The organism is Pseudacidovorax sp. 1753, from assembly GCF_040544975.1.
Lineage (GTDB): Bacteria > Pseudomonadota > Gammaproteobacteria > Burkholderiales > Burkholderiaceae_C > Xenophilus.
Map to the genome: position 1 here is coordinate 1 of NZ_JBEPKY010000022.1, position 15,393 is coordinate 15,393.

At 72.8% G+C, this 15,393-nt stretch carries 14 protein-coding genes; 11 read left to right on the top strand and 3 right to left on the bottom strand.

What is annotated here, in order from left to right:
• The first annotated feature begins 176 nt into the window (after nt 1-176).
• Nucleotides 177-1,301 (top strand): YbdK family carboxylate-amine ligase, encoded by a 1,125-nt coding sequence (locus ABIC63_RS23640; RefSeq protein ID WP_234193722.1) that lies wholly within the window; start codon nt 177-179, stop codon nt 1,299-1,301.
• Between the two features lie 5 nt (nt 1,302-1,306).
• On the top strand, nt 1,307-2,275 hold the full coding sequence (thiL, locus tag ABIC63_RS23645) for a thiamine-phosphate kinase (protein WP_354321587.1): 969 nt from the start codon (nt 1,307-1,309) through the stop codon (nt 2,273-2,275).
• 3 nt (nt 2,276-2,278) lie between these two features.
• On the opposite strand, the gene ABIC63_RS23650 is transcribed toward thiL, so the two are convergent.
• Entirely contained in the window at nt 2,279-3,178 is a 900-nt protein-coding gene (locus ABIC63_RS23650; protein ID WP_354321588.1) for a LysR family transcriptional regulator, read from the bottom strand.
• Nucleotides 3,179-3,271: 93 nt separating this feature from the next.
• Here ABIC63_RS23650 and ABIC63_RS23655 point away from each other — a divergent pair, with 93 nt between their 5' ends.
• The 4 genes from ABIC63_RS23655 (at nt 3,272) to ABIC63_RS23670 (ending at nt 7,258) form a co-directional block, all read left to right on the top strand.
• Complete coding sequence (locus ABIC63_RS23655) at nt 3,272-4,267, top strand: Bug family tripartite tricarboxylate transporter substrate binding protein (protein WP_294367875.1); 996 nt, start codon at nt 3,272-3,274, stop codon at nt 4,265-4,267.
• 13 nt (nt 4,268-4,280) lie between these two features.
• Nucleotides 4,281-5,969, top strand: coding sequence for an FAD-dependent oxidoreductase (locus tag ABIC63_RS23660; RefSeq protein WP_354321589.1), 1,689 nt, complete (start codon nt 4,281-4,283; stop codon nt 5,967-5,969).
• 136 nt (nt 5,970-6,105) lie between these two features.
• Nucleotides 6,106-6,693 carry a phosphatidylglycerophosphatase A family protein gene (locus tag ABIC63_RS23665; RefSeq protein WP_354321590.1) on the top strand — a complete coding sequence of 196 codons (588 nt, stop codon included), beginning with the start codon at nt 6,106-6,108 and terminating at the stop codon, nt 6,691-6,693.
• Nucleotides 6,694-6,733: 40 nt separating this feature from the next.
• On the top strand, nt 6,734-7,258 hold the full coding sequence (locus ABIC63_RS23670; protein WP_354321591.1) for a CinA family protein: 525 nt from the start codon (nt 6,734-6,736) through the stop codon (nt 7,256-7,258).
• Nucleotides 7,259-7,334: 76 nt separating this feature from the next.
• On the opposite strand, the gene ABIC63_RS23675 is transcribed toward ABIC63_RS23670, so the two are convergent.
• Together ABIC63_RS23675 and ABIC63_RS23680 are read right to left on the bottom strand one after the other, a co-directional pair.
• Nucleotides 7,335-8,306: a succinylglutamate desuccinylase/aspartoacylase family protein gene (locus ABIC63_RS23675; protein ID WP_294367864.1), complete on the bottom strand. Its 972-nt coding sequence runs from the start codon at nt 8,304-8,306 to the stop codon at nt 7,335-7,337.
• Between the two features lie 103 nt (nt 8,307-8,409).
• Nucleotides 8,410-9,204, bottom strand: a complete 795-nt coding sequence (locus ABIC63_RS23680; RefSeq protein WP_354321592.1) for a helix-turn-helix transcriptional regulator — start codon at nt 9,202-9,204, stop codon at nt 8,410-8,412.
• A gap of 226 nt (nt 9,205-9,430) precedes the next feature.
• Between ABIC63_RS23680 and iaaH the strand changes: the two genes are divergently transcribed.
• Genes iaaH through ABIC63_RS23705 form a run of 5 tightly spaced genes read left to right on the top strand, consistent with a single transcriptional unit; the run spans nt 9,431 to nt 15,379 of the window.
• Nucleotides 9,431-10,846 carry an indoleacetamide hydrolase gene (gene iaaH / locus ABIC63_RS23685; protein ID WP_354321593.1) on the top strand — a complete coding sequence of 472 codons (1,416 nt, stop codon included), beginning with the start codon at nt 9,431-9,433 and terminating at the stop codon, nt 10,844-10,846.
• 49 nt (nt 10,847-10,895) lie between these two features.
• Nucleotides 10,896-12,047 (top strand): substrate-binding domain-containing protein, encoded by a 1,152-nt coding sequence (locus ABIC63_RS23690; RefSeq protein WP_294367851.1) that lies wholly within the window; start codon nt 10,896-10,898, stop codon nt 12,045-12,047.
• 2 nt (nt 12,048-12,049) lie between these two features.
• Complete coding sequence (locus ABIC63_RS23695) at nt 12,050-12,904, top strand: branched-chain amino acid ABC transporter permease (RefSeq protein ID WP_294367849.1); 855 nt, start codon at nt 12,050-12,052, stop codon at nt 12,902-12,904.
• Nucleotides 12,882-14,684 carry a branched-chain amino acid ABC transporter ATP-binding protein/permease gene (locus tag ABIC63_RS23700; protein ID WP_354321594.1) on the top strand — a complete coding sequence of 601 codons (1,803 nt, stop codon included), beginning with the start codon at nt 12,882-12,884 and terminating at the stop codon, nt 14,682-14,684. Before ABIC63_RS23695 ends, ABIC63_RS23700 begins: the two co-directional genes overlap by 23 nt.
• The gene (locus tag ABIC63_RS23705) at nt 14,681-15,379 is read left to right on the top strand and encodes an ABC transporter ATP-binding protein (protein ID WP_294367846.1); all 699 of its coding nucleotides are present in this window, start codon (nt 14,681-14,683) and stop codon (nt 15,377-15,379) included. The genes ABIC63_RS23700 and ABIC63_RS23705 overlap by 4 nt, the downstream gene beginning before the upstream one ends.
• Nucleotides 15,380-15,393 lie beyond the last annotated feature (14 nt).

A 15,393-nucleotide genomic window follows, 5' to 3' on the forward strand; every position in this document is an offset into this window, starting at 1 on the left:
CAGCGCCACGGGCAGTCACCACGAGGGCACGGAAGTCGGTTCGCCACCTCAGCACCTGTCCGGGGCAGCGTCAAGATGGAGGTTGCCTTATGAGCCCTCTGGACAACCCCCCTTCGCCCTTCTCGCCCCCGGCCGCCGAGCCGACGCGCGCCCAGCGCGAAGCCGATGCCCGCGTGGTGCCGCTGGAGCCCTTCCGCAGCTCCAAGGCGCTGTCGCTGGGCGTGGAGTTGGAGCTTCAACTGGTCAACACCCACGACTACGACCTCGCACCCTATGCCGAGGACATGCTGCGCGGCATGGCCCAGTTCGACCTGCGCGGCAGCGTGGTGCCGGAGATGACCTCGAGCATGATCGAGATCTCCACCGACGTCTGCCATTCGGCCGAGGAGGTGCTGCAGCAGCTGGGGCCGCTTCGCGACGCGCTGGTCAAGGTGGCCGGCAAGCTCAACATCGCGGTGCTGGGCGGCGGCACGCATGCCTTCCAGCAGTGGCACGAGCAGCGCATCTACGACAAGCCGCGCTTCCGCCAGCTGTCGGAGCTGTACGGCTACCTGTCCAAGCAATTCACCATCTTCGGCCAGCACGTGCACGTGGGCTGCCCCGATGCCGATTCGGCGCTGCTGATGCTGCACCGCATGAGCCGCTACATCCCGCACTTCATCGCGCTGTCGGCCTCCAGTCCCTATGTGCAGGGGCAGGACACGCAGTTCGACTCGGCGCGGCTCAATTCCGTCTTCGCCTTCCCGCTGTCGGGCCGCGCGCCCTTCACGCTGTCGTGGAAGGAGTTCGAGGGCTACTTCGCGCGCATGACCCGCACCGGCGTGGTCAAGAGCATGAAGGACTTCTACTGGGACATCCGGCCCAAGCCCGAGTACGGCACCATCGAGATCCGCGTCTTCGACACGCCGCTCACGGTGGAGCGCGCTGCGGCGCTGGCCGGCTACGTGCAGACGCTGGCCGCGTACTTCCTGCAGGAGCAGCCCTTCGTGCCCAGCGAGGACGACTACCTGGTCTACACCTACAACCGCTTCCAGGCCTGCCGCTTCGGCCTGGACGCGGTGTACGTGGACCCGTCCAACGGCGAGCACATGCCGCTGCGCGAGCACATCCTGCGCACCATGACCATGCTGGAGCCGCATGCCGCCGTGCTCGACGCCACCCGCGCCTTCGGCCGCCTGCGCAGCTCGGTCGAGGCCAGCGAGAACGACGCCCGCTGGCTGCGCGAGCGCCAGGGCCGCGAACGGCTGCTGGCCGAGGTGGTGCGCCAGGCGGCCGAGCGCTTCCGCACGCCGGTGGGCTGATCGACATGGGTGAATTCGATCTGATCCGCCAGTTCTTCCAGCGCCCGGCGGTGCCCGATGGCGCAGTGGCGCTGGGCGTGGGCGACGACTGCGCGCTGCTGGACCTGGCACCGGGCATGCAGCTGGCCGTCTCCTCCGACATGCTGGTCGAGGGCCGGCACTTCCTCTCCACGGTCGATGCGGCGCTGCTCGGCCACAAGGCACTGGCCGTCAACCTGAGCGACCTGGCCGCCTGCGGCGCGCGACCGCTGGCCTTCACGCTGGCGCTGTCGCTGCCCTCGGTGGATGAAGCATGGCTGGCCGGCCTGGCCCAGGGCCTGTTCGCCCTGGCCGATGCACACGGCTGCCAGTTGATGGGCGGCGACACCACGCGCGGCCCGCTCAACCTGTGCATCACCGTCTTCGGCGAGGTGCCGCGCGGCGCGGCCCTGCTGCGCAGCGGCGCGCGCGTGGGCGATGAGCTCTGGGTCAGCGGCACGCTGGGCGATGCGCGGCTGGCGCTGGAGGTGTTCCGCGGCCGGCTCTCGGTGCCCGAAACGGTATTCGCCGCGGCCCGTACCCGCATGGAGCAGCCGACGCCGCGCGTCGCGCTGGGCCTGGCGCTGCGCGGCATCGCCACCAGCGCCATCGACATCAGCGACGGCCTGGCCGGCGACCTGGGCCATGTGCTGCGCGCCAGCGGCGTGGGAGCCAGGCTCGACGCCGACGCCGTGGCCGGCACGCTGGCCGCCCGCGGCGCGGTGGCGCTGGACGCCGCGATGCAGCGCAGCCTGACGCTGGCCGGCGGCGACGACTACGAGCTGGCGTTCACGGCACCGGCAGGGCGCGCGGCCGACGTCGAAGCCGCGGCGCGTGCGGCCGGCGTGCCGGTGACGCGCATCGGCCGCATCGAGGCCGAGCCCGGCCTGCGCGTGGTGGATGCGCAAGGCCGGCCGGTGGACCAGCGCTTCGCGTCCTTCGACCACTTCGGCTGACGCTCAGCCCCACTGCGCCCGCAGCATCTCGATAAAGCTTCGGCTGGCCGCCGACAGCGAGCGGCCACGGCGCGTCACCACCGAGATGTCGCGCGAGACCCGCGGTGCCGACAGCGGAATCACGGCCAGGTCCGCATCGCCGCGCGCCCGCGCGAAGGCCGAGGGCATCACCGACGGCCCGAGGCCGCTGGCCGTCATCCACAGCGCGGTCGACAGGAAGCTCACCTCCCCCGCCACCTCCAGCGCCACGCCGGCGCGCGCGGCGGTCACGTCCACCGTCTGGCGCACGCCGTAGCCGCCGCGCGAGGTGATGACGGGATGGCCGGCCAGGTCGGTCCAGCGGATGCTGCGGCGGCCGGCCAGCGGATGGTCGCGCCGGCAGACGAAGGCCAGGTGGTCGCGCAGCAGCGGTTCGGTCTCGATGTCGGCGCCGGGCCGCTCGGGTGTGCCCAGGCCGAAGTCCACATGCTCGCCCAGCACGCGGGCCACGAACTGGTCGGGCGCGCAGTCGTCCACCACCACCCGCACGCCGGGGTGCGACTCGCCGAAACGGCGCACCGCCTCGGGCAACAGAAAGCCCGCCAGCGTGGGCGTGATGGCGACCGCGACACGTCCGCGCTCCAGCGTGGCCAGGTCCCGGAAGCCGCCGGCCAGCGCATCGACGTCGCGCAGGATGCGCTCGGCCGTGGGCAGCATGTCGGTGGCCGCCGCGGTGGGCTGCAGCGAGCGCGTGGTGCGGTCGAACAGGCGCGTGTCCAGCCCCTCCTCCAGTTGCCGCAGCAGCATGCTCACCGCCGACTGGGTGACGAAGAGCCGCTGCGCCGCCGTGCCCAGCCGGCGCGACTGGTAGACGGCGACGAAGGCGCGCAGCTGGCGGATGGTGGGCGTGAAGGAACGATTCATCAGGTGACCTGAAATTTTCATTCGAATTTCTCGATTTACGAATGAATGCTGACGCGCTTCAATGCGGCCTCGACAAAAACAGGAGACAGATCGATGACGACAGAACATGCCGCCGGCCTGACGCGGCGCGCCAGCCTGGCCTCGCTGGCGGCGCTGCTGGCCGCGCCGCTGGCCGCCCGCGCCCAGGGCAACTGGCCCGACAAGCCCATCCGCCTGGTCGTCACCTTCCCGCCCGGCGGCAGCACCGATGCCGTGGTGCGCCTGCTCACGCCCCGCCTCAACGAGAAGCTGGGCCAGCAGATGGTGGTGGACAACCGCCCCGGCGCAGGCGGCAACGTCGGCCTCACGCTGGTGGCCAAGGCGCCGGCCGACGGCTACACGCTGGGCGTGGGCGCGGCCGGCGCGCTGTCGGCCAATTCCAGCCTGTATGCCCAGATGCCCTTCGACCCGCTCAAGGACCTCAAGCCCGTGGGCATGCTGGCGGCCATTCCCTTCGTGCTGGTGGGCCACCCCTCGGTGCCGGCGCGCAACCTGCGCGAGCTGATCGCGCTGGCCCGCAGCAAGCCGGGCGGGCTGTCGGTGGGCCACGGCGGCAACGGCACCGCCATGCACCTGGCCACGGCCCTGTTCGAGCAGATGGCCGAGGCCAGGGTGGTGGGCGTGCCCTACCGCGGCTCGGGCCCGGCGGCCATCGACGCCATCGCGGGCCAGGTGCCGCTGGCCATGGTCGACCTGCCGGCCGCGCTGCAGCAGATCCGTGCCGGCAAGCTGGTCGCCTTCGGCGTCACCAGTCCGCAGCGCCTGCCCTCGCTGCCCGACGTGCCCACGCTGGCCGAAGCCGGCCTACCCGGCTACGACGCCACCGGCTGGTTCGGCGTGGTAGCACCGGCCGCCACGCCGACGGCCATCGTCACGCAGCTCAACGAGGCCTTCAACCTTGCGCTGCGCGATCCACAGAACCAGGCCGCCATGCGCGCCCAGGGCGTGGAGCCGGCGCCCGACACGCCACAGGCCTTCGAGCGCTACATCCAGAGCGAGACGCGCAAGTGGGGCCAGGTCATCAAAACCGCCCAAATCAAGCTGGACTGACAAGACTGCAACGATGACTTCTTCCGCCTCTTCATCCTCCCTCTTCGACGCCGACGTGCTGATCGTCGGCGGCGGCCCCGTCGGCCTGACGCTGGCGACCGACCTGGCGCAGCGCGGCCACCGCGTGGCCGTGGCCGAACTGCGCCGCTATGGCGAGCCGCCCAGCGTCAAGTGCAACCATGTGTCGGCCCGCACCATGGAGCAGCTGCGCCGCCTGGGCGTGGCCGCGCGCCTGCGCGATGCGGGCCTGCCGCCCGACTATCCGAACGACGTGGTGTTCCGCACCCGCGTGACCGGCACCGAACTCACGCGCATCCCCATCCCGGGCCGCAGCACGCGCTACACCGACACCGCAGGCCCCGACGGCTGGTGGCCCACGCCCGAGCCTCCGCACCGCATCAACCAGATTTACCTGGAGCCGATCCTGCTGGACCATGCCGCGGCGCAGCCGGGCGTGCAGCTCTTCAACCGCACCCAGGTGGCCGAGTTCGTGCAGGACGAGGACGGCGTGACGGCCACACTGCTCGACCTGGACAGCGGCGCCACGCGCCCGCTGCGCGCCCGCTACCTGGTGGGCTGCGACGGCGGCAGCTCCGGCGTGCGCAAGGCCATGGGCGCCAAGCTCGAAGGCACGCCGGTGATCCAGCGCGTGCAGTCCACCTTCATCCGCGCGCCAGGGCTCAAGGCCCTGCTGACGGACAAGGACGCCTGGTGCTGCTATGCCGTCAACCCCGAGCGCTGCGGCACCGTCTTCGCGATCGACGGGCAGCAGGACTGGCTGGTACACAACCACCTGCATCCGCACGAGGCCGACTTCGACGCCGTGGACCGGGACTGGTCGATCCGCGCCATCCTGGGCGTGGGCCCCGACTTCCACTACGAGGTCATCAGCCGCGAGGACTGGGTGGGCCGCCGCCTGGTGGCAGACCGGTTGCGCAACGGCCGCGTGTTCATCGCCGGCGACGCGGCGCACCTGTGGGTGCCCTATGCCGGCTACGGCATGAACGCGGGCATCGCCGATGCCGTGAACCTGGCCTGGCTGCTGTCGGCCCGGCTGCACGGCTGGGGCGGCGAGGCCATCCTCGACGCCTACCAGGCCGAGCGCCAGCCGATCACCGAGCAGGTGTCGCACTTCGCCATGGACCATGCGCAGAAGATGATCCGCGCCCGCGGCGCCGTGCCGCCCAACATCGAAGCCCAGGGCCCCGAGGCCGACGCCGAGCGCGCGCGCGTGGGCCGCGAGGCCTACGACCTGAACGTGCAGCAGTTCTGCTGCGCGGGCCTGAACTTCGGCTACTTCTACGCCGGCTCGCCGCTGATCGTGGACGACGGCGCCCAGCCGCCCGCCTACTCGATGGGCGACTTCACGCCCTCGACGGTGCCCGGCTGCCGCGCGCCGCACTTCTGGCTGGCAGACGGCCGCTCGCTCTACGACCTCCTGGGCACGGGCTACACGCTGCTGCGGCTGGACCCGGCGGTGGACGTGGCACCGCTGCAGGCCGCGGCCAACGCACTGGGCATGCCACTCACGGTGGTGGACCCGGTGGCCGCCGGCCCGCTGCCCGCCGCCTATGCCCATGCGCTGCTGCTGGTGCGCACCGACCAGCACGTGGCCTGGCGCGGCGACCGGCTGCCGGCCGACCCCGGCGCGCTGCTGGCCCAACTGGCCGGGCGCAGCGCGCAGACGGTCGCCGCAGGCTGAAGGGGCCGCCTCGCGGGCCGTCACACGCGGCCTGCGGATCCAGAGCCCCTCACCCCTCGCGGGAGAGGGAGGCAGTCCGACCGACGCAGGCGACAGGCTGGGCATCCCGCGAGGCCGGGTCTACCATCGGCGGCTCATGTCCGCTGCTCCGTCTTCTCCCCCCGACGCGCCCGCCTTCTCCGCTGCCCCTGCCGGCGTGTTGCCCCTGCCGCCGGTGCGGCCCACCTGGGCCTTCCTGCGCGCCCATCCGGCGCATGCCATCGCCCTTGGCTTCGGTTCCGGCCTCTCGCGCGTGGCGCCGGGAACGGCCGGCACGCTGTGGGGATGGGCGGTGTTCGTCGTGCTGGCGCATGTGCTGTCGCCCTTCGCGCTCGGCGTGGTGACGCTGGCCGCCTGGCCTGTCGGCTGGTGGGCGTGCACGGTGGCGGCGCGCAATCTGCGCGTGCCCGATCCGGGCGCCGTGGTCTGGGACGAGATCGCGGCCATCTGGCTCGTGCTGTGGCTGGTGCTGCCGGCCGGGCTGCTGGCCCAGATCGTGGCCTTTGCGCTGTTCCGCCTGTTCGACGCCGCCAAGCCCGGGCCCGTGGGCTGGGCCGACCGGCTCATCCCCCACGACCCGACGGCGCCGCGCTGGGCCCTGTCGGGCCTGGGCATCCTGCTGGACGACCTGGTGGCGGCCTTCTGCACGCTGCTGGTGATCGCGCTGGCGCGCGCGTTCTGGTGATCGCGCCGATTTCCGCATTCCGACTTCCAGGCCGACGACCATGATCATCGCCCCCGTCCCGCCCGCCGCCGACGAGCCGCCCGACCTGCCCGCGCTGGTGCGCCAACTGGCCGAGTTGCTGGGCACCAGCGGCCGCATGCTGGCCACCGCCGAGAGCTGCACCGGCGGCCTGATCGCCGGCGCCTGCACCGACCTGGCCGGCTCCAGCACCTGGTTCGAACGCGGCTTCGTCACCTATTCCAACGAGGCCAAGACGCAGATGCTGGGCGTGCCGGCCGACCTCATCGCCGCCTATGGCGCGGTGAGCGAGCCGGTGGCGCGGGCGATGGCCGAAGGCGCCGTCGCGCATTCCCTCGCGCAGGCGGCGGTGGCCGTCACCGGCGTGGCCGGCCCGGGCGGCGGCTCGGCCGAGAAGCCGGTGGGCACCGTGTGGTTCGGCTGGTCGCTGGACGGCCAGTGCTGGACGGAGCGGCGCCTGTTCAGCGGCGACCGCGCCGCCGTGCGCGCGGCGACGGTGCGGCATGCGCTGCAGACGCTGGTGACGCGCCTGCGGCCGGCGGCCTGAACGCTCGCAGGCCCCTCCCGCGCCTGCAGTCCACGCGCTCCGAGGAGCGAGCAGGCAGCGGGCCGGCCCGCGCTCCTCAGCCCAGCAGGCGCTCGCTGGGCGTGGCGAAGTAGAACCACTCGGTGCCCACCCGCGCGACGGGGTTCGGGAACACGATGTGGCCGTCCGCGGCGGCCCGCACCTCGCTGCCATCGTGGCGATGGCCGATGAGCTCGCCCGCCTTCACGGCGTCGAAGGTGGCCCACTCGCGCACGAAGACATCGCCCTCGTGCAGCCGGTCGGTCACATCGCGCAGCCGCAGCAGGCGCGGCCGTGCCGGCGGATGCGCGGCCAGGCCCTCGGGCAGCGGCGCCATGCCCAGCAACGCGAGCGTGCGGCGGATGGCCTGCCACGCCACCTCGGGCGCCATCGGGTCGCGGTGCTGCCCGCATTCCAGCGTCACGCCGTAGCCGCCGCAGTTGCGGATGTACTCGTTGGTGCCGCGGCCGTAGTCGATCTCGTCCTCGGACGGCGCGACGCCGCCCGCGCGGCGCGCGATGGCCGCGGCGTAGACGTCCAGCCAGCCTTCCACGATGGTGGGCGTGCCGATGTGCAGGGCCAGGCGGCCTTCTTCCTCGGCGCGGGCGAAGGGCTCCAGCGGGCCCGGGTTGTCGCGCGGGCCGATCATGGCGAAGGCCTCGCCGGGGCTTTCGAAGGAATGCAGGTCCAGCAGCACCTCGTGCTGCGCGATCAGCGGCGCGAGCAGGTTGGTGAGCCGGTCCTCGTAGTCGCGCGGCTCGGTGCGGGGGCGGAAGGCGCGGTTGAGGTTGCGCTCGCCCTCGCGCTGCATCAGCCGCCGCGCCAGCGGATTGGCCACCGGCACCAGCGTGAGCCGGCCCCGCGCCACGCCGAGTGTGCCGCCGTCGAGCTCGGCCTTCAGGCGCTCGATGCCCGCCGTGCCGCCCGTCTCGTCGCCGTGTACGCCGCCCATCACCAACAGCCGGGGGCCGGGCTCGATGGCCGCGTAGGTGTGGATGCGGAGCAGGTCGTCGGCGTGCAGGATCGGCATCCGGTCGATTATGGAAGGGGCCCGTGGCGCACCGGGCCGATGCGGGCACAAGACCGCGCCGCGGGTGGGCTGTGCCGCCGCGTGCGGACGTGCGGCGTCGGCGTCAGTGCGTCCGGACGCCACCCGCCGCCGGTGCCGCAGCGAGCTGCGAGACACGGTGGGCCAGCCGCGTCCGGCCCCGGGCGCCGAGCTTCTCGGCCGCGTTGTTGAGGTAGTAGCGCACCGTGGTCGGCTGCAGCTGCAGGCTGCGGGCGATCTCCTTGTCGGCACAGCCGCGGAACACCAGCAGCGCCACCTCCGCCTCGCGCGGCGTCAGCGACTGGCGGGCCAGCACGCCCAGCAGCGCTGCGTCGTCCATCACGGTCGCCAGCGGCGCCGTGCGGACCTTGCGCAGCCGCAGCAGCGCCGCCGTGAACGACGGCTCCAGCATCCGCAGGATGGCCAGTTCGCCGTCCTCGAACTCGGGCTGGCGTTCGCTGCGGAAGGCCAGCATGTCGCCGACGAAGGTGTCGCCGTCGCAGGCGTAGAGGTTGAGCCCGCGGTGCATCTCGTAGGGCCGCAGGAAGTCGTTGTAGAACTCGGTGCGCACCAGCTGCGCCCGCGGCAGCGCATGCGCGAAGCCGCCGCAGCGCAGCGGCTGGAGCACGGGCGTGATCGGATCGCAGAACTGGAAATGCGCCTCGTAGCGCTGGGCGTGCGCTTCATCCAGGTTGTGGGCGAAGCTGATGGCGTAGCGGCGGCTGCCGGCGTCGTAGTCGCGCGACACCAGCGACTGCGCCCTGAGCGCCCGCGCCAGCGCGGGGACCAGCAGGTGCCGCAGCTCGTGCAGGTCGTCCGCGCTCGCAAGCACCCGGTAGCACTCGGACAGTGCCGCCACTTGGTCATTCGAGAGGTACATCGCTGGTGCTGGGCGTGAAAGGGTGCGGGTCGGACGCCGGCCGCTGCCGGTGGCAGCGGATGCAGCAACGGTCGTGCCAGATGCAGCCATCTTCGCCACTGCGCGTCCCGTCAATCTCGACGGGTGCCTGGCAAGCGGCTGCTGGGTAGCCTTCCGCTGCATCAACTCCTTCGAGCGTACGCGTGCCGGCCCTCCCGCGGCACCCCCGTGCGCCCACCCTCCGCCTATGGAAAACCCGCAACCGCTCCACCGGCTCGGCATCGCCGCGCTGCAGCAGGGCCTCGCGCAGAAGCACTTCAGCGCCGCTGAGCTGGCGCAGGCCCTCGCCGCCCGCACGCAGCAGTTGGCCCACCTCAACGGCTACGTGGCCTTCGACCCGACGCCCTTCCTCGCCCAGGCCGCGCAAGCCGACGCAGCCCTGGCGCGCGGCGACGCGCCGGCGCTCACGGGCATCCCGCTCGCGCTCAAGGACAACATCGGCACCGCCGACCTGCCCACCGGCGCCGGCACGGGCGCGCTGCACGGCCGCCGCCCGCGCGCCGATGCCGAGGTGGCGCGCCGCCTGCGGGCAGCGGGTGCCGTCGTGGCCGGCAAGGCTGGCATGCACGAGCTGGCCTTCGGCATCTCCAGCGACAACGCCGTCACCGGCCGCATCCGCAACCCCTGGGCGCCGGATCGCATCCCCGGCGGCAGCAGTGGCGGCAGCGCCGTGGTGGTGAGTGCCGGGCTGGTGCCCGCCGCCCTGGGCACCGACACCGGCGCCTCGGTGCGGCTGCCGGCCGCGTTGTGCGGCATCGCCGGCCTGCGGCCCACGGTGGGGCGCATTCCCGGCGGCGGCATCGCGCCCATCTCGGCCACCCGCGACACCGCCGGCCCCATGGCCCGCAGCGTGCACGACCTGGCCCTGCTGGACGCCGTGATGGCGCAGGACGCCACGCCGCTGGCCGACATCCCGCTGCGCGGCCTGCGCCTGGGCCTGCCGACGCAGCGCTTCTGGGATGCCTGCGATGCCTCGGTCACCGCCGTGATGGCGCAGGCCCGGCAGGCGCTGGAGCGCGCCGGCGTGGTGCTGGTCGAGGTGGCCCTGCCCGAGCTGGACGCGCTCAACGACGCCGTCGGCTTCCCGGTGGCGCTCTACGAATTCATGGCGCAGATGCCCGGCTACCTGCGCGAGGCCGGGCACGACGTCGACCTGCCCGCGCTGCTCGCCGGCATCGGCAGCCCCGACGTGGCCGGCCTGCTGCAGCCGCTGCTGAAGGACGGCGTGCCCGAGGCTGCCTACCGCGAGGCCCTGGCCGCCCGCGAGCGGTTGCAGGCGCTCTACCGCGAGGCCTTCGCGCAGGCGCAGGTGGAGGCGCTGGCCTTTCCCACCGCGCCGCTGACCGCGCGACCACTGCTGGCCGGCGGCGGGGTGGAATTCCTGGGCACGCCGCAGCCGGCCTTCCTGACTTACATCCGCAACACCGATCCGGGCAGCAATGCCGGCATTCCCGGGCTGAGCCTGCCTGCCGGCGTGGGGCCCGACGGGCTGCCCGTGGGCCTGGCGCTGGACGGCCCGGCCGGCAGCGACCGCCGCTTGCTCGCCATCGGCGCCGCGATCGAGCGCGTGCTGCCCCCGCCCGCCCTGCCGCCGCTCGACTGAGAAGGTCGTTGCGCGCCATCCCTTTCCCTGGCTTCACGAGGAGGATTCCATGAACCGTCGAGACTTCATCCGCAGCGGCGCAGCCACCGGCGCTGCCCTGGCCCTGCCGCCCGCGCTGGCCGAAACACCGCTCAAGGTGGCCGTGCTCATCCCGCAGAGCGGGCCGGCCGGCCTGTTCGGCCCCTCGGCCAAGGCCTGCGCCCAGCTGGCCGCCGAGACGCTCAATGCCCGTGGCGGCATCCTCGGGCGCAAGCTGGAGCTGCTGTTCGGCGATGCCGGACTGCCACCGGCCGAGGCCGCGCAGACCGCGCTCAAGCTGTGGAAGGGCTCGGGCGCCGCCGCCGTGGTGGGCATGCACGACAGCGCCGTGCGTGGCGCGCTGGTCGGCCTCTTCAAGGGGCAGGTGCCCTACTTCTACACGCCGATCTACGAGGGCGGCGAATGCGCCCGCGCCACCTACGTCAACGGCGAGACGCCGCAGCAGCAGCTGCAGCCCGTCATTCCCTGGCTGGCCGCCGAGCGCAAGCCGACCAAGTGGTACCTGGTGGGCAACGACTACATCTGGGGCCGCAATACCAATGCCACGGCCAAGACCTACATCGCCCAGACCGGCGCGCAGGTGGTGGGCGACGAATACCTGCCCTTCACCGTGGACAACTTCGACGCCACGCTGGCCCGCATCCGCGACAGCGGCGCCGACGCGGTGCTGGTGTCGCTGGTGGGCGGCGCCTCGGTCAACTTCAACAAGGCCTTCGCCAGCTTCGGCCTGGCCGACAAGGCACTGCGACTGGGCACGCTGATCGAGGAGAACACGCTGGCGGGCATCGGCGTGGCCAATGCGCGCAACCTGTACTCCAGCTCCGGCTATTTCGCGCGCATCGACACCGCCGGCGCCAAGGCCTTCGCCCAGGCCTATGCGGCACGCTTCGGCGCGCAGGCGCCCGCGCTCAACGGGCTGGCGGAATCCACCTACGAAGGCTTCCTCATGATGGACGCCATCGTCCGCAAGGCCGGCAGCCTCGATACCGCAAAGATGGACGCCGCCAGCGAAGGCGCGAGCTACACCGGCCCGCGCGGCGCGGTCACCATGCACAACCGCCATGTGGAGCAGGACATCTACCTGGCCGATGTGGACGCGCAGGGCTTCCGCGTGGTCAAGACCTTCCCGCGCGTGGCCTCGGGCCAGAGCTGCAAGGTGTGACGGTGGACGGCAGCCTGGTCCTGCACGGACTGAACATCGTCTACGAGCTGGCCACGCTGACGCTCACCACGCTGGGGCTGGCCATCGTCTTCGGCCTGCTGGGCGTGATGAACATGGCGCACGGCGAGTTCGTGATGCTCGGCGCCTACTGCGTGGTCACGGTGCAGGGCTGGGGCTGGCCGCTGCCCGCCGCCTTTCCGCTGGCCGTGGTGGTGTGCGGCACGCTGGGCTGGGCGGTCGAGCGCTGGCTGATCCGCCCGCTGTATGCCCGCCCCTTCGACACGCTGCTGGCCACCTGGGCGCTGGCCATGCTGATGCGCAAGACGGTGGAGGCGATCTGGGGCAAGGGCTACCAGACGCTCGACACGCCGCTGGCGCAGCCGCTGATGCTGGGCGCCACCGCCTACCCGGCCTACCGGCTGGGCCTGATCCTGCTGGTGGCCCTGCTGCTGGTCGCCATCGGCCTGTGGTGGCGGCGCAGCACCGCCGGCCTGCGCGTGCGGGCCATGACGGGCAACCCGGTGCTGGCGCAGGCGCTGGGCATCGACACGCGCCGACTGGCCTCGCGCACCTTCGTGGTGGGCGTGGTGCTGGCCGGCGCGGCGGGCGTGCTGCTGGCGCCGCTGGTGCGCGTGGAGCCCGGCATCGGCGTGGATTACCTGCTCGACGCCTTCTTCGTGCTGGTGGTGGGCGGGCTGGGCTCGCTGGGCGGGCTGCTGGGGGGCGTCGGCACCATCGGCGGCACGCAGGCGGTGGTCAGCAGCATTGCCGGCCAGACCAGCGGCTACGCCGTGGTGCTGGTGCTTTCGATCCTCTTCCTGTGGCTCAAACCCGATGGACTCCTTGCCCGCCGCTGACCTGGCCCGTCCCGCCGTCGCCCGCAGCGGGCCGGCAGCGCTCGGCCGCCTGGGCGCCTTTGCGCCCGCCGCCGTGCTGGCTGCCGGTCTCGTGGTCCTGCCGCTGGCCGGCAACGACTTCCTGGCCTACCAGGTGGCGCTGTTCCTCATCTACGGCATCGCCACCCAGGGCGTGGCCCTGTGCTGGGGCCGGCTGGGCTTCCTGCCGCTGGGCCATGCGCTGTACTTCGGCCTCGGTGCCTACCTGGCCGGCGGTGCGCTCAAGGCCGGGCTCGCGACGCCGACGGGCGCCGGGGCGCTGGCGGCGGCGCTGCTGCTGCCGGCGCTGCTGGCCTGGGTCGTGGCGCGGCTGCTGTTCGCCCGCAGCCTGCGCAGCGGGCCCTACTTCTCGCTGATCACGCTCGCCATGGCCATGCTGGGCAGCCTGGCGGCGCTGCAGTGGCGCAGCGTCACCGGCGGCTTCAACGGCCTGGGCGACATCCCCGAGCTGCCGGGCCTGGACCGCTTCGGCCACCTCTACTGGCTGGTGGCGGCGGCGGCCGTGGTCTCCACCGGCCTGCTGGGGCTGTGGCTGCGGCGGCCCATCGGCACGCTGTGGTCGGGCATCGCGCAGAGCGAGGACCGGATGCAGCTCTTCGGCTATGCCACCGACCGCATCAAGGCCAAGGCCTATGCGCTGTCGGCGCTGCTGGCGAGCGTGGCCGGCGTGCTGTTCGCGGCGCATCAGGGCATCGTCACGCCGCAGGCGATGGGCTTCGTGCTGTCCACCGAGTTCGTGATCTGGGCTGCGGTGGGCGGCAAGGCCAGCCCGCTGGGCGCCCTGCTCGGCGCGGTGGCGGTGGGCTGGCTGTCGTCGGAGCTGCGCGATGCCTTCGCCTACTGGGAGGTGGCGGTCGGGCTGCTGTTCATCGCCGTGGTGCGCTTCCTGCCCGAGGGGCTGGCCGGCCTGGCCGCGCGCTGGACCGACCGTTGGCTCGCCCCCGCGCCCGCGCGCCCGGTGGCCGCGCCGCCATCCGCGAGCCCGGCCGGCGTGCCGGCGCTGCGCTTCGACGCGGTGCGCTGCAGCCAGTCAGGGGTGCGCATCCTCGACGGCCTCTCGCTGGCGCTGGAGGGCCCCGGCATCCGGGCCGTGATCGGACCCAACGGCGCCGGCAAGACCTCGGCCTTCAACGCCATGACCGGCCGCCTGCCGGTGCGCGGCGGCACGGTGCAGCTCGGCGAGGCCGACATCACCGGCCTGAACGCCTGGCGTGTTGCCCGGCACGGCGTGGGCCGCAAGCTGCAGATCCCGTCGGTCTTCCCGGCACTGAGCGTGGCGCAGAACCTGCAGGTCGCCCTGTGGGCCGGCCGCCTGGCGCCCCTGGCGGCGCTGGGCGCAGCGCCGCTGGGCTGGCACACGCCGCTGCTGCACCGGCTGCTGGCGCGCTTTCCCGAGCTGCAGGCGCAGCAGGCCCTGCCCGCCGGCCAGCTGTCGCAAGGGCAGCGCCAGGCACTGGAGCTGGTCATGACGCTCCTGCCCGAGCCCCGGCTGGTGCTGCTGGACGAGCCCTGCGCCGGCCTCTCGCCGGCGGAGACCCACCGCATGATCGATGTCATCCGCGAGTCCGTGCATGAACTGGGCGCGGCAGCGCTGCTGATCGAGCACGACCTGGCCGCCGTGGCCGCCCTGGGCGGCGACGTGCTGGTGCTGCACCAGGGACGGCTGCTGTCCCACGGGCCGATGGCAGCGATCCAGGCCGACCCGGCGGTGCGCACCGTCTATGCCGGAGCCCGCAAATGAAGAAACCTCCCGTCCTCCAGTTCGACGATCTGCAGTGCGGCTACGGCGACACGGTGGTGGTGCGCGGCGTGTCCGGCTGCACCGCGCCCGGTCGCGTGCTGGGCATCCTGGGGCGCAACGGCGTCGGCAAGAGCACGCTGCTCAAGGCGCTGGCCGGCTTCCTGCCGGTGGCCGGCGGCACGCTGGCATGGGCCGGACAGGACCTGCGCGCCCTGCCGCCGCATGCGCGGCTGGCGGCCGGCATCGCCTATGCGCCGCAGGAGAACGTGGTGTTCGGCGAGCTCAGCGTCGAGGAGAACCTGTGGCTGCACATCGGCCGCCGCCGCGATGCCCGTTACGACACGCTCTTCGCACGCTTTCCCCGGCTGCGCGAACGGCTGGCGCAACGGGCCGGCGCGCTCAGCGGCGGCGAGCGCAAGCTGCTGTCCTTCGCGCGCACGATGGCACTGGCAGCGCCGCTCACGATGCTGGACGAACCCACCGAAGGCGTGCAGCCCGAGAACATCGACCGCATGGCGCAGTGCATCCACGAGGCCACGGCCGAGGGCCGCAGCTTCATCGTGGTCGAGCAGAACCTGAGCTTCCTGGAGGCCATCGCCAGCGACGTGCTGGTGCTGGACCATGGCCGCTGCGTGCTGCAGGGCGAGATGCGTGCCCTGGGCCGCGAGGCGCTGGAGGCGCACCTGGTGGTGTGACGGACGCGCGGCGG